Here is a 13,753-nt window from a genome sequence, read left to right on the forward strand (position 1 = left end):
GCCCGCGTGATAAACCCGTTCTTCACCCGAGCTGCTAAGCACGGCTTCGCCGCCCGGCGAGCCCGCAGCAGGGGCATTCTGAGAATCCACCATTGGACCTCCTGATTGGTGAGACACGCGCCTCGTTGCGTGAGTCCCCTTCGCCAGCGCCCTCCTGGAGATCAGCCTCGGGCGATTTCAACACTCCCGGTCGATCAGATCAAGGCTTGATCAGACCGGCCGCCCTCGCCCACCGGTACTTGGCACCGAGCACCGTGACCGGGCGCTCGGTGGTGTAGGGGTAGGCGACGATTCGATGGTCGAACAGATATTCACAGGCTTTTTCGACTTCGGTGTCCCCGGCGAGTGAGGCGACAACGGGCTTGTCTATCCCTTTCGCCCGGTATTCCTCGACCACCCTGGAGGTCAGTTCCGCGAACACCATCGGCGGGGTGACGATGGTGTGCCAGTAGCCGAGGATCAGCGAGTGGATGCGCGGGTCCTCCAGTCCGAGCCGGATCGTCGCCTCGTAGGTGGACGGCGGTTCGCCACCGGTGATGTCGATCGGGTTGCCGGCCGCGCCGAAGGGCGGGATGAACTTCCGGAAGCCCTCGTCGAGGTCCGGCGGGATCTCCATCAGGGACAGTCCGGCCTCGACGCAGGCGTCGGAGAGCAGCACCCCCGAGCCACCGGCACCGGTGATGATGACGACGTTCTCGCCCTTCGGCGTGGGCAGCATCGGCAGGCCCCTGGCGTACTCCAGCATCTCGTTCAGGCCGGGCGCGCGGACAACGCCGGCCTGGCGCAGGATGTCGTCGTAGACCTTGTCGTCCCCGGCCAGCGCGCCGGTGTGCGAGCTGGCCGCCTTGGCGCCCAGCGCGGTCCGGCCGGCCTTGAGCACCACCACCGGCTTCTTCTTGGTGATCCGCTGCGCCGCCTCGACGAAGGCCCGGCCGTCCTTGAGGTCCTCCAGGTGCATGGCCACGCACTCGGTGTTGTCGTCCTGCTCGAAGAAGGTGAGCAGGTCGTCTTCGTCCACATCGGACTTGTTGCCGAGACCGACGATCGCGGAGACGCCCATCTTGGTGGTCCGGCTGAAGCCGAGGATGGCCATCCCGATGCCGCCGCTCTGCGAGGTCAGCGCCACCCCGCCGCGCACGTCGTACGGGGTGCAGAAGGTGGCGCACAGGTTCTGCGGTGTGTAGTAGTAGCCGTAGATGTTCGGGCCGAGCATCCGGACGCCCTGTTCGCGTGCGATCTCGACGATCTCGTCCTGCAGCGCCTGGTTCCCTGTTTCGGCGAAACCGGACGGGATCAGCACCGCGGCCGGCACTCCCTTGGCGCCGCAGTCGTTGAGCGCGGCCGGCACGAACTTGGCCGGGATGGTGAACACCGCGACGTCCACCTCGCCGGGCACGTCGCCGACCGAGGGATAGGCCTTGCGGCCGAGGATCTCGTCGGCCTTGGGGTTGATCGGGTGGATCTCGCCCGCGTAGCCACCGTTGATCAGGTTCTTCATCACCGAGTTGCCGATCTTGCCGTCCTCGGCGGACGCCCCGATCACCGCGACCGACCGCGGGTTCATCAGGCGGTCCATCACGCGCAGGATCTCCTCCCGCGAATGCCGCACCGGCTCGGTCACCGGCCCGGTCTCGATCAGGATCCGGACATCGGCGGCGATCGCCCCGTCCGGACCGGCGAACACCGGGTTGAGGTCGAACTCGCTGATCTCCGGGAAGTCCGTGACCAGCGCCGAAACCTGCGCGATCACCCCGGCCAGCGCGGCCGCGTCGGCGGGCTCGGCGCCGCGGGCACCCTTGAGCACCTCGGCCGCCTTGATGCCGTCCACCATGGACCTGGCCTCGGCCGGGTCCACCGGGGCCAGCCGGAAGGTGACGTCCTTGAGCACCTCCACGAGCACCCCGCCGAGGCCGAACGCGACCACCTTGCCGAAGGTGGGGTCGGTGGTCGCGCCGATGATCACCTCGTGCCCGCCGGTGACCATCTGCTGGACCTGCACGCCGGTGATCTCGGCCGAGGACTGGTACGCCTTGGCGTTGTCCAGGATCCGCTGGTAGCCCTGCCGGACGGCGTCCTCGCCGGAGATGCCGACGAGCACCCCGCCCGCCTCCGTCTTGTGCAGGATGTCCGGGGAGACGATCTTCAGCGCGACCGGCCCGCCGATCTCCGCGGCCAGCCGCGCGGCCTCGTCCGCGGTGGTGGCGAGGCCTTCCTTCGGGGTCGGAATCCGGTAGGCGTCGCAGACCCGTTTTCCTTCGGGTGCGGTCAGCGCATCACGGCCTTCCGCGCGGACCTTGTCCAGGATCTCCCGGACGGCCGCCTTGTCGATGCTGGTGCCGGTCATGCCTCAGATCACTCCCTTTGCGTGCAACTCGGCGAGCCGGTCTTCCCCGAGGCCGAGCTCGCGGGCGTAGATGTCCTCGTTGTGCTCGCCGAGCAGCGGGGAGCGCTGCACGTCCACCGGGGACTCGGACAGCTTGATCGGGCAGCCGACGGTGGTGAACTCGCCGCGTTCTGGATGCGGCACCCGCACCACCATGTCGTTCTCCACCAGCGAGGAGTCTTCGATGATCTCCTTGGTGGACAGGATCGGGCCGCACGGGATGTTGCGCTCGTTGAGCTTGGCCAGCACCGTCCACTTGTCGTGCCCGGTGCTCCACTCCTCGATGAGCTGGAACATCTTGTCCAGTTTGGACAGTCGAGCCTCCGGGGTGCTCCACTCCGGGTCCTCGGCGAGTTCCGGCCTGCCGATCAGCTCGGCGATCGGGGCCCAGCCCACCGGCTGGACGATCACGTAGATGTAGTCGTTCGGCCCGCCGGGCGCGCACTGGACCGCCCAGCCCGGCTGGCCGCCGCCGGAGGCGTTGCCCGACCTCGGCACGCTGTCGCCGAACTCGTCGTTCGGGTACTCGGCCAGCGGCCCGTGCGCCAGCCGCTGCTGGTCGCGCAGCTTGACCCGGCACAGGTTCAGCACCGCGTGTTGCATGGCCACCGTCACCCGCTGGCCCCGGCCGGTCTGCTCCCGCTGGAACAGCGCGGCGAGAATGCCGGCCACGGTGTGGATCCCGGTGCCGGAGTCACCGATCTGGGAACCGGTCGCCAGCGGCGGCCCGTCCTCGAACCCGGTGGTGCTCATCGACCCGCCCATGGCCTGTGCGACCACTTCGTAGGCCTTGTAGTGGGTGTACGGGCCGTCGCCGAATCCCTTGATCGAGGCGTAGATCAGCCTCGGATTGAGCTCCTGCAGCCGGTCCCAGGTGAAGCCCATCCGGTCCACCGCGCCGGGGCCGAAGTTCTCCGCCAGGATGTCGAACCGCGGGATCATCTCGCTGAACAGCTTCTTGCCCTGATCGCTCTTCATGTTGAGCGTGATGCTCCGCTTGTTGCAGTTCAGCATCGTGAAATAGAGACTGTCCACATCGGGTAGATCGCGGAGCTGCTTGCGGGTGATGTCCCCGGTCGGTGCCTCCAGCTTCACCACGTCCGCGCCGAGCCAGGCCAGGATCTGCGTGGCGGACGGGCCGGACTGGACATGGGTCATGTCGAGCACGCGGACACCCTCAAGTGCCTTTCCCATAACTAGTCCTCCCGTTACTTGTACATGGTTTGGTTCATCGTTCCGGGGGCGTAGACCTCCGGGTCGACCCAGACGTTGATCAGCGAGGGCTTGCCGGATTCGCGGGCGCGTTCGAGCGCGGGCCGGATTTCCGCCGGGTCGCGCACCTCTTCGCCGTAGCCGCCGAGCATCTTGGCGAACTCGCCGTAGGGCACGTCGCCGAGCGTGTTGCCGACCCGGCCGCGGTCCGCGCCGTACTTCTGGATCTGCCCGTAGCGGATCTGGTTCATCGAGGAGTTGTTGCCCACGATGCCCACGAACGGCAGGTTGTAGCGGACCAGGGTTTCGAAGTCCCAGCCGGTGAGGCTGAAGGCGCCGTCCCCGAACAGGGCGACGACCTCCTTTTCCGGCCTGGCGTACTTCGCGGCCAGCACGAACGGCACCCCGACGCCGAGTGTCCCGAGTGGACCCGGGTCCATCCAGTGGCCAGGCGACTTCGGCTGCACGACCTGGCCGGAGAAGGTGACGATGTCGCCGCCGTCGCCGATGTAGATCGAGTCCTCGGTGAGGAACTCGTTGATCTCGTGCACCAGCCGATACGGGTCGATGGGGGAGGAATTGGAAAGCTGCCGCGGCAGCCGTGCCTCGTACGCCTTGGTTTCCACCCCGCGCAGCTCTTCGAGCCACGGCTTGCGGGCCACGGCGCCGTTGTCCACCCGGCCGGAAACCGCTTGCGTCACCGCGCTGAGCACCATGCCGGCGTCTCCGACGATGCCGAGGTCGATGTCGCGGTTCTTGCCCACCGTGCGGTAGTCCAGGTCGATCTGCACCACGGTGGCGTCCTGGGAAAGCCTGCGCCCGTAACCCATCCGGAAGTCGAACGGGGTGCCCACGATGATGATCAGGTCCGCGTTCTGGAACGCGTACCGGCGGGCGAGTTGCAGGTGGTGCGGGTCGCCGGGGGGCAGCGTGCCGCGGCCGGAGCCGTTCATGAACGCGGGCACGTTGAGCGCGCGGACGAACTCGACGGCCGCGTCGGTCGCGCGGCAGGTCCACACCTGGCTGCCCAGCAGCACGCAGGGCTTCTCCGCCTTGGAAACCAGGTCGGCCAGCTGCTCGATGCCCTCCGGGTCACCCGCGCTGCGGGTCGATGCGCGGTAGTGACCGCGCTCGGGGATGCGGGCCTTCTCCACCGGTACGCGGGCGTCCAGGATGTCGCGGGGGATCTCCAGGAACGACGGTCCCGGCGCGCCGTGGAAGCACTCGCGGAAGGCCATCGACACCAGGTCGGCGACCCGCTCGGTGGCGGGCACGGTCGCCGCGAACTTGGTGATCGGGTTCATCATGTCGACGTGCGGCAGGTCCTGCAGCGAGCCCATCTTGTGCTGGCTCAGCGAGCCCTGCCCGCCGATCAGCAGCATCGGGCTCTCGGCGCGGAGCGCGTTCGCCACCCCGGTGACGGCGTCCGTGGTGCCCGGCCCGGCGGTGACCACCGCGCAACCGGGCCGTCCGGTGAGCCGGGCGTAGCCGTCCGCCGCGTGCGCGGCGACCTGCTCGTGCCGTACGTCGACCACGTCGATGCCTTCGTCGACGCAGCCGTCGTAGATATCGATGATGTGCCCGCCGCAGAGGGTGAAGACCACGTCGATGCCCTCTGCTTTGAGCGCCTTCGCGACCAGATGTCCACCTGAGATGGTTTCGGGTTCGCCGTCGCCTGCCATGTGCGTCGTCAGCTCCTCACGCCTAGTGCCTACCGCATACTGCATACAGAATCTCGGGGTTATGTTGTACCTGCTTCGACCGCTTGTCCAGAGCTGATCGTTGGTTGTCAGTCCGTGTCAGTCGCGCCAGTCGATGTCACGCCAGCCTCGGACCAGCGCGTTGACCCGCTCCGCCGCTTCGGTGGCGGTGAGCCCGCGCCCGACGGCGAGGCCGAACAGGAACGCGGTGACCGGCGCGGCCGACCTCGAGACGCTCCGTCGCACGTCACGGGCCAGGTTCAGGACGAGCTCGGGGTCGAGCTGGGCCGGCGGCACCTCCAGTTCTGCGCAGACCGACCTTGTCCATTCGGCGAGTTCGTCCATCGCTGCCTCCCGGTTCGAGCCCGTTGACCGGAGCGTCCCATACCGTATACTGCATACACTCTTCGTGCAACAGAACCTGCCGCACGACCACGTGCCGCAGCCATGTCCCGCAACAGGGTCCCGCAAGAATGTCTCGCAAGAATGGAGTCACCGTGCGAGTTGCTGTCCTCGGTGCCGGCGCCATCGGTGCGTACGTGGGTGCCAGTCTTTGCCGTGCAGGAGTCGAAGTCCACCTCATCGCCCGCGGTGCCCACCTGCGGGCCATCCGCGAGTCGGGCGTCCGGGTGGACAGTCCCCGCGGGGACTTCGAAGCCAGGCCCAACGCGACCGACGATCCCCGCGAGGTGGGCCCGGTAGATCATCTTTTCCTTGGCCTCAAAGCGAACCAGTACGCGGGCAGCGGCTCGCTGGTGCGGCCGCTGCTGCACGACAAGACGACCATCATCGCCGCGCAGAACGGGATCCCGTGGTGGTACTTCCACGGCATCCCGGGGCGGTTCGCCGGTACCAGGATCGAGAGCGTCGACCCCGGCGGCTCGGTGAGCGAGGTGCTTCCGGTGCACCGGGCGATCGGCTGCGTGGTGTACGCGGCGACCGAGATCTCGGCGCCGGGACGGATCCAGCACCTCGAGGGCACCAGGCTCTCGATCGGCGAGCCGGACGGCACGATCTCGGGACGCTGCCGGGAGTTCGCCGACGCGATGGTGGCCGGCGGGCTGAAGTGCCCGGTCGAACCGGACCTGCGGCGGGACATCTGGATCAAGCTGATGGGCAATATCGCGTTCAACCCGATCAGCGCGCTGACCAGGGCCACCATGGCCGGGATCTGCCGGCACGCGGACACCCGCGAGGTGGTGGTTCGGCTGATGCGGGAGACCGTCGCGGTGGCCGAGAGCCTCGGCGTGCGGCCGGGCGTCTCGATCGACCGGCGGCTGGCCGGCGCGGAACGCACCGGGGAGCACAAGACCTCCACCCTGCAGGACCTGGAGAAGGGGAAACCGCTGGAGCTGGCCGCGATCCTGACCGCGGTGGTCGAGCTGGCCGAGCTCACCGGGGTGGACGTGCCGACCATGCGGGTGGTGAACGCGCTGGCGAACCTGCTCGGCGACCAACCTGCCGCCGCCGCGCCGTGACGGCTTATCCTCGGTCCGTGGTCCAGCGTTCGTCGCCCGGTCTCCCCGGAACCTGACCGTGCTGTTCAGCCAGCTCGAATACCTGGTGGCCCTGGCCAAGGAGGGCCATTTCAGCCGCGCGGCCGAAGCCTGCCACGTCTCGCAGCCCGCGCTGTCCGCGGGCATCCGGCGGCTGGAAGCCGAGTTCGACGTGCAGATCGTGCGCCGGGGCAACCGGTTCGACGGGCTGACCGAGGAGGGCGAGCGGCTGCTCGGCTGGGCGCACAAGATTCTGGCCGACCGGCAGGCGCTCGCCGAGGAGATCCAGAGCATGCGGTCGGGGCTGAGCGGAAAGCTCGGCCTCGGCTCCATCCCCACCGCGCTGCCCGCGCTGTCCCTGCTCACCGGGCCGTTCCGCCAGGCCCACCCGCAGGTGGGGCTTTCCGTGCTTTCGCTGTCCACGCCCGATATCCGCCGTGCGCTGATCGAGTTCGAGATCGACGCGGCTGTGGCCTATGTGGACGGACAGCATCCGGCGGGGGTGCGCACCACGGCGCTGTACCGCGAACGGTACGTGCTGCTCACCGGCGCCGGCCGGGTGCCGGCGGACCAGCACGAGGTGACCTGGACCGCGGCCGCCGCGATGAAGCTGTGCCTGCTCACCGGCGACATGCGCAACCGGCGGATCCTGGACGACGTGTTCGCCTCGCTCGGCTGCCGCCCGGTGGTGGCCGTGGAGACCAACTCACTGTCCACTTTGTACGCACACGTGCGGGACGGGTCGCTGTCCACGGTGATGCCGCACACCTGGCTGCAGACCTTCCGGGTGCCGCCGGACATGCGGGTGATCCCGCTGGTGGAGCCGGTGGTCACGCACGGGGTCGGGCTGCTGCTGCCCCGGCACGAGCCGGAGTCGATGCTGGTCAGGGCGTTGATCAAGGTGGTCCGCCAGGTCAACATGAGCCGCGCCCTCGACGTCACCCTGCACCACGCCCTGGCCACTTCCGAGACGCCGTGAAGGGCACCTTGCCTACCTTCAACGTAGGCAAGGTGCCCTTCACGGACGATCCAGCGGTTAGGTGGCGGCGGTGTAGGAGTGGGCGCCGGTACCAGCGAGCTGCCCGCCCTGGACGATCAGGTACTCGTCCCGGATCGGGCGCCCGTCGAACCAGCACTCCAGGATCTCCCTGGTGCCCGCCGCGTACCTGGCCTGCGCGGACAGCGTCGAACCGGACACGTGCGGGGTCATCCCGTGGTTCGGCATGGTGCGCCACGGGTGATCCGCCGGGGCGGGCTGCGGGAACCAGACGTCACCGGCGTAACCGGCGAGCCGCCCGCTCTCCAGCGCCCGCACGACCGCGTCCCGGTCGACGATCTTGCCGCGCGCGGTGTTCACCAGGTAGGTGCCGCGCTTCATGCTGCCGAGCAGCTCGTCGTCGAACAGGTTCTCGGTCTCCGGGTGCAGCGGCGCGTTGATGGTGACCACGTCGCAGCCGGGCACCATCTCCCGCGGGCTGGCGTGGAAGGTGAGCCCGAGCTCCGCTTCGACCTCGGCCGGCAGCCGGTGCTTGTCGGTGTAGTGCAGGTGCACGTCGAAGGGCTTGAGCCGGCGCAGCACGGCCAGCCCGATCCGCCCGGCTCCCACCGTGCCAACGTGCATGCCTTCGAGGTCGTACGAGCGGGTCACGCAGTCGGCGATGTTCCAGCCACCGTCGACCACCCACTGATAAGACGGGAGGTAGTTGCGGACCAGCGACAGAATCATCATGGAAACGTGTTCCGCGACGCTGATGCTGTTGCAGTAGGTGACCTCGGCGACGGTGACTCCGTGTTCGATCGCGGCCGACAGATCGACGTGGTCGGAACCGATTCCGGCGGTGATCGCCAATTTCAGGTTCGGCGCCTTCGCGATCCTTTCCGCGGTCAGGTAAGCGGGCCAGAACGGTTGCGAAATGACCACTTCGGCGTCGTGGAGGTGCCGGTCGAGAACCGAGCCGTCGCCGTCCTTGTCCGAGGTCACCACCAGCTCGTGGCCGTGGGACTCCAGGAAGTTCCGCAGCCCCAGCTCGCCGGAAACGCTGCCGAGCAGCTCGCCGGGGGTGAAGTCGATCCCCTGCGGAGTCGGCAGGGTCTGCCCGCCGGGATACCGGTCCAGGTGCGGGAGATCATCCCTGGCGTAGGTCTTCGGACGTCCGTCCACCGGGTCGTCGTAGAGCACGCAGACGATTTTCGACATGGCTGAGCACCACTTTCGATCGCGGGAAGTGTTTTCGTGCCATCAGCTGATGGTGAACACTTTTCTCCGCTCGCTCACCCGCGTCAAAGTCAAGCTGCTGACCGCGTCATAAGCCGTGCCTATCGCGCGGTCACCGGTCGGCGATCGCGTTCTCCGCGGTGACCATCCACTCCCGCCACTGCGCGGCCTGCTCGTCGGCCTTCTTCGCACGTCGTTCGTCGCCGGCGGCGCGGGCCTTGGCGGCCTGTGCCTCGAACTGCTCGACCCGCTCGCGGAACTGGGCCGCCCGTGCCTGTGCCTCCGGGTCGGTCCGGCGCCACTTGCTGTCCTCCGCGGCCCGGATCCGGTCCTGCACGGCCTTGAGCCTGCCGTCCAGCTCGCGGATCCGCTCACGCGGCACCTTGCCGACCTCGTCCCAGGTCTCCTGGATCCGGCGCAGCTGGGACTTGGCCGCCTCCAGGTTGACCGCCGGGTCGATCTTCTCGGCGTCGATCAGCAGCTCTTCCTTCTTGGCCGCGTTCTCGGTGAACTCGGCGTCCCGCTCGGAGAAGGCCGCCGACCGGCGGGCGAAGAACCGGTCCTGGGCGCCGCGGAAACGCTGCCAGAGCGCCTCGTCGCTGTCCTTCGGCGCGCGCCCTGCCGCCTTCCACTCGCCCATCAGCTCCTTGTACCGGCCCGCGGTCGGCCCCCAGTCCGAGGATTCCACCAGCGACTCGGCCTCGGCGATCAGCTCCTCCTTGCGAGCCTTCGCGCCGGCGCGCTGCTTGTCCAACTCGGCGAAGTGCGAGCCGCGCCGCCGGTTGAAGGCCTCACGGGCCTTGGAGAACCGCTTCCACAGCTCGTCGTCGGTCTTGCGGTCGACCCCCTTGATGGTCTTCCACTCGTCCAGGATGGCGCGCAGCCGGTCGCCGGCCACCTTCCACTGGGTCGACTCGGCGGCGATCTTCTCCGCCTCCTCGGCCAGCGTCTGCTTGCGCGCGACCGCGGCGGACCTGGCCTCCTCGCGCTCCTGCCTGGCACTGGCCAGTGCGCTCTCCGCGTGCCCGATGACCTGCCGGACGCGGGCTTCCAGCGAGGCGAGGTCGCCGACCACGGCGGCGTCGGCGAGGCCGTCGCGGAGCTGGGTGGCGCTGGCCAGCGCGTGCTTCGGGTCGCCAGCCCCGGAGGCCAGCCTGGTCTCCAGCAGCTCCACCTCGGTGCGCAGGTCGTCGAACCTGCGGGCGAAGTGGAGCAGCCCTTCGTCCGGGGTGCCGGCCTGCCATACCCCGACCGTGCGTTCCCCGTCGGCGGTGCGTACGTAGACGGTGCCCTCGTCGTCCACCCGTCCCCACCTCGACGGGTTCGGCTCGGCGGGAGGCACCGGCGGTGCGCCGTGCCCCGCGGTGGCGTGCGCGTGCGGCACCGGGTGCGGCGCCGGGGTGACGGCGCCGTTGTCTGTGGTCTCGTCGGCCATCGCAGGCTCCTTATCGCCTGTCGGCCCGCCGGGGCGGGCGCCCCACCAGTGGTGGGGCCGGGTCTTGCGGGTGCTCGGGTCGGGCAGGCTCGTCAAGCCTCTTGCCGCATTCAAGCAGTTCAGCGTGGCTCGTGGTACTCGCTTGGGCAACTGGAGCGGGTGATCCTACTGCCAGTGACCTCCTCCAGTCCCGCTCCGGACCTTGACCAGGGCTTCGGAGGTGACGCCGGGTAGCCTCGACCAGCGTGATCACGCCCGTGCCAGGTGGCAGCCAGTGCAAGCCGGTCGCGGTGGTGGGACCGACCGCCACCGGCAAGTCCGAGCTGGCCGTGGCGGTGGCCGCCGAGCTGGGCGGCGAGGTGATCAACGCGGACGCCATGCAGCTCTACCGCGGGATGGACATCGGCACCGCGAAGGTGACCGCCGAGCAGACGCGGGGGATCCCGCACCACCTGCTGGACGTGCTGGAGGTGACCGAGACCGCGTCGGTGGCCGCCTACCAGCGCCACGCCAGGGCCGAGCTGGAGCGGCTGCTGGCGGCCGGCCGGGTGCCGGTGCTCGCGGGCGGGTCCGGGCTGTACGTCCAGGCCGTGCTGGACGACCTGCGGTTCCCCGGTACCGACCCCGAGGTGCGGGCCAGGCTGGATGCGGAGGCTGGCGAGCTCGGTGCCGCGGCCCTGCACGCCAGGCTGGCGGAGCTGGACCCGGCGGCCGCGATCGCCGTGCTGCCCTCCAACGTCCGCCGGATCGTCCGCGCGCTGGAGGTCATCGAGATCACCGGCGAGCCGTTCTCGGCGAACCTGCCCGAACCGGGGCCGCCGCGGTACGGCACCGTGCTGATCGGGGTGGACCGCGAGGTGGCCGAACTGGACCGGCGGGTGGACCTGCGGGTCGAGCGGATGTTCGCGGCCGGGTTGGTGGACGAGGTGCGGGAACTGGTCGGCCGCGGCCTTCGCGAGGGGAAGACGGCGTCCAGGGCGCTCGGCTACCAGCAGGTGCTCGCCGAGCTGGACGGCGACCGGGATTTCGCCGCGGCCGCGGCGGCCACCGCGCAGGCGACCCGGCGGTTCGTCCGCAGGCAGCGGTCGTGGTTCCGCCGGGACACCAGGATCCGGTGGTTCGACGGTGCCGGCGATGGGCTGGCCGAGCAGGTGCTCACCTACCTGGCCCCGTAGCCTGTCGCACATGGGTGGCATCGAGTTCCTCAAGGGGCACGGCACGCAGAACGACTTCGTGCTGCTGCCCGACCCGGACGGCCGGGTCGAGCTGACGCCGGAGCGGGTCGCCGCGCTGTGCGACCGGCGGCGCGGGCTCGGTGCGGACGGGGTGCTGCGGGTGGTGCGCACGGCGGCCGCCGGGCAACCTGCGGAAGGTTCCGCCGGCGAGTGGTTCATGGACTACCGCAACGCGGACGGCTCGCTCGCCGAGATGTGCGGCAACGGGGCGCGGGTGTTCGCCAGGTACCTGGTGGAAGCGGGCTGGGTGGCCGGCACCGAGTTCGTGATCGGCACCAGGGCAGGCGACCGGCCGGTGGTGGTGCACCAGGACCGCTCCGTGACCGTCCACATGGGACCCGCGACGATCATCGGCAGCTCGGTCACCAGGGTGTCGGGCCGGGGTTTCTCCGGGGTTGCGGTGGACGTCGGCAACCCGCATCTGGTGTCTACTGTGGACGGTGACCTGGACGGGCTGGACCTGAGCCGGGCGCCGGGGTTCGACGAGGACTTCTTCCCGCACGGGGTGAACCTGGAGTTCATCCAGCAGATCGACGAGGACGCGCTGCGGATGCGGGTGTACGAGCGCGGCGTCGGCGAGACCAGGGCCTGCGGCACCGGCACCGTCGCGGCCGTGGCCGCCGCACTGCACGTGGCCGGTACCGACTCCGGCGCCGCCACCGTGACCGTTCCCGGTGGCACGGTCCGGGTCACGGTGGAGCGCGGTGCCACCACGCTGACCGGCCCGGCGGTGATCGTGGCCAGGGGCGAGCTGGACGAGGACTGGTGGTCCGGCAGCTAGCACCGGCCGGTCAGGTTCCTTTCTCCGCTTCGGCAGGCGGACGGGACGGCTCCGAAGACGTGACAGGCAGGTCCCGCATTCCCCGCAACGGGGACAGCAGCAGTGCCGCCGCCCCTGCCGCAATCCCGGCCCCGGACAGCCACAGCGTGCCGCGCAGGCCGGCCAGCTCACCGAGCGCGCCACCGGCCAGGCTGCCCAGCGGCAGCACGCCCCAGACCACGAACCGCACGCTGGCGTTCATCCGGCCGAGCAGCCGGTCCGGGCAGATGCTCTGCCGGAAGCTCACCTGCGCGATGTTGTAGACCACCACCCCGTAGCCGAACACGGCCAGCCCCAGCGCGGCGAGGCCGACCCGCCAGCCCGGCGCGGCCAGCGGCACCAGCAGCTGCGCCGGCCAGGTCAGCAGCGGGACCACCCAGATCGCGCGGGCCTGGCCGATCCGGCGGGCCAGCATGCCGCCGGTCAGCGCGCCGAGCACGCCACCGCCGCCGCCGATGCTCAGCACGGTGCCGACACCGGCCGGGGACAGGCCGAGCTCGCGGGTGAAGAACAGGATCTGCACCGCGGTGACCATGCCGTTGGTGAGGTTCGCGACGGCGGTGGTGATGGTGATCGCCCGCAGTGCCGGGGTGCCGAATACGAACCGCAGCCCTTCGCGGATGTCGGCCACCATCCCGCCGGCCCGGCGCGGCGCCGGTTCGGGGTCGGGCGCGCGGATCCGCCACAGGCACAGCGCGGACGCGAGATAGCCGGTGCCGGTGACCAGCACCGCGTTCGCCGCGCCGGCGAGCTGGGTCAGCGCGCCGCCGGCACCGGGGCCGACCACCTGCGCCACCGACTGGCTCGCCTGCAGCCGCGCGTTGCCCGCGATGAGCTGGTCCCGTCGCACCAGGGTGGGCAGGTACGACTGGTACGCCACGTCGAAGAACAGGGTGCCCGCGCTGACCAGCAGGGCGACCACGACCAGCTGGGCCAGCGTCAGCACGCCGAGCCACCAGGCCACCGGCACGCTGAACAGCATCGCGGCGCGCAGCAGGTCCGCGCGCAGCATCAGCCGCTTCCGGCGCATCCGGTCCACCCAGACCCCGGCGGGCAGCCCGAGCACCAGGAAGGCCGCGTGCTCGGCGGCGCCGAGCAGCCCCATCTCGAGCGGGGACGCGGCCAACACGGTGGCCGCGAGCAGGGGCAGCACGGTGTGCCCGACGAAGGCACCGGTCTGGCTGGCCGTGTCACCGGCCCACAGCCGGCGGAAATCCTGATGGCGCCACAGGGAGTCCTTGTGCACGGAGAACAGCC

The 13,753-nt window shown here is 69.9% G+C and carries 11 protein-coding genes; 4 read left to right on the forward strand and 7 right to left on the reverse strand.

What is annotated here, in order from left to right; genetic code table 11:
- Positions 1-199: 199 nt before the first annotated feature.
- The 4 genes from AMYNI_RS0129260 to AMYNI_RS0129275 all read right to left on the reverse strand — a co-directional run bounded on the left by AMYNI_RS0129260 (position 200) and on the right by AMYNI_RS0129275 (position 5,640).
- Entirely contained in the window at positions 200-2,344 is a 2,145-nt protein-coding gene (locus AMYNI_RS0129260) for an acetate--CoA ligase family protein (RefSeq protein WP_020671644.1), read from the reverse strand.
- A gap of 3 nt (positions 2,345-2,347) precedes the next feature.
- Positions 2,348-3,577: a formyl-CoA transferase gene (gene frc, locus AMYNI_RS0129265; protein ID WP_020671645.1), complete on the reverse strand. Its 1,230-nt coding sequence runs from the start codon at positions 3,575-3,577 to the stop codon at positions 2,348-2,350.
- A 14-nt stretch (positions 3,578-3,591) separates the two neighbouring features.
- Positions 3,592-5,277: a thiamine pyrophosphate-binding protein gene (locus tag AMYNI_RS0129270; protein ID WP_020671646.1), complete on the reverse strand. Its 1,686-nt coding sequence runs from the start codon at positions 5,275-5,277 to the stop codon at positions 3,592-3,594.
- Positions 5,278-5,394: 117 nt separating this feature from the next.
- On the reverse strand, positions 5,395-5,640 hold the full coding sequence (locus AMYNI_RS0129275) for a DUF6457 domain-containing protein (RefSeq protein WP_020671647.1): 246 nt from the start codon (positions 5,638-5,640) through the stop codon (positions 5,395-5,397).
- Positions 5,641-5,792: 152 nt separating this feature from the next.
- On the opposite strand from AMYNI_RS0129275, the gene AMYNI_RS0129280 reads away from it, so the two are divergent.
- Positions 5,793-6,773 (forward strand): 2-dehydropantoate 2-reductase, encoded by a 981-nt coding sequence (locus tag AMYNI_RS0129280; protein ID WP_026361090.1) that lies wholly within the window; start codon positions 5,793-5,795, stop codon positions 6,771-6,773.
- Between the two features lie 58 nt (positions 6,774-6,831).
- Positions 6,832-7,770: a LysR family transcriptional regulator gene (locus AMYNI_RS0129285; protein WP_020671649.1), complete on the forward strand. Its 939-nt coding sequence runs from the start codon at positions 6,832-6,834 to the stop codon at positions 7,768-7,770.
- A gap of 57 nt (positions 7,771-7,827) precedes the next feature.
- On the opposite strand, the gene AMYNI_RS0129290 is transcribed toward AMYNI_RS0129285, so the two are convergent.
- Together AMYNI_RS0129290 and AMYNI_RS0129295 are read right to left on the reverse strand one after the other, a co-directional pair.
- Positions 7,828-8,988, reverse strand: coding sequence for an NAD-dependent formate dehydrogenase (locus AMYNI_RS0129290; RefSeq protein ID WP_020671650.1), 1,161 nt, complete (start codon positions 8,986-8,988; stop codon positions 7,828-7,830).
- A 130-nt stretch (positions 8,989-9,118) separates the two neighbouring features.
- Complete coding sequence (locus AMYNI_RS0129295; RefSeq protein WP_020671651.1) at positions 9,119-10,441, reverse strand: DUF349 domain-containing protein; 1,323 nt, start codon at positions 10,439-10,441, stop codon at positions 9,119-9,121.
- Positions 10,442-10,686: 245 nt separating this feature from the next.
- Between AMYNI_RS0129295 and miaA the strand changes: the two genes are divergently transcribed.
- Positions 10,687-11,616, forward strand: coding sequence for a tRNA (adenosine(37)-N6)-dimethylallyltransferase MiaA (gene miaA / locus AMYNI_RS0129300; RefSeq protein ID WP_020671652.1), 930 nt, complete (start codon positions 10,687-10,689; stop codon positions 11,614-11,616).
- 10 nt (positions 11,617-11,626) lie between these two features.
- Positions 11,627-12,457 carry a diaminopimelate epimerase gene (dapF, locus tag AMYNI_RS0129305; RefSeq protein WP_020671653.1) on the forward strand — a complete coding sequence of 277 codons (831 nt, stop codon included), beginning with the start codon at positions 11,627-11,629 and terminating at the stop codon, positions 12,455-12,457.
- Positions 12,458-12,467: 10 nt separating this feature from the next.
- On the opposite strand, the gene AMYNI_RS45590 is transcribed toward dapF, so the two are convergent.
- On the reverse strand, positions 12,468-13,742 hold the full coding sequence (locus AMYNI_RS45590) for an MFS transporter (protein WP_040407432.1): 1,275 nt from the start codon (positions 13,740-13,742) through the stop codon (positions 12,468-12,470).
- Between the last annotated feature and the right edge of the window lie 11 nt (positions 13,743-13,753).

The organism is Amycolatopsis nigrescens CSC17Ta-90, assembly GCF_000384315.1.
Classification (GTDB): domain Bacteria; phylum Actinomycetota; class Actinomycetes; order Mycobacteriales; family Pseudonocardiaceae; genus Amycolatopsis; species Amycolatopsis nigrescens.

Excerpts from the sequence above, each read along its gene's own strand:
- AMYNI_RS0129260 (WP_020671644.1), bottom strand. The coding sequence starts at position 2,344 with ATGACCGGCACCAGCATCGACAAGGCGGCCGTCCGGGAGATCCTGGAC.
- AMYNI_RS0129270 (WP_020671646.1), bottom strand. The coding sequence starts at position 5,277 with ATGGCAGGCGACGGCGAACCCGAAACCATCTCAGGTGGACATCTGGTC.
- AMYNI_RS0129295 (WP_020671651.1), bottom strand. The coding sequence starts at position 10,441 with ATGGCCGACGAGACCACAGACAACGGCGCCGTCACCCCGGCGCCGCAC.
- AMYNI_RS0129290 (WP_020671650.1), bottom strand. The coding sequence starts at position 8,988 with ATGTCGAAAATCGTCTGCGTGCTCTACGACGACCCGGTGGACGGACGT.
- AMYNI_RS0129275 (WP_020671647.1), bottom strand. The coding sequence starts at position 5,640 with ATGGACGAACTCGCCGAATGGACAAGGTCGGTCTGCGCAGAACTGGAG.
- frc (WP_020671645.1), bottom strand. The coding sequence starts at position 3,577 with ATGGGAAAGGCACTTGAGGGTGTCCGCGTGCTCGACATGACCCATGTC.
- dapF (WP_020671653.1), top strand. The coding sequence starts at position 11,627 with ATGGGTGGCATCGAGTTCCTCAAGGGGCACGGCACGCAGAACGACTTC.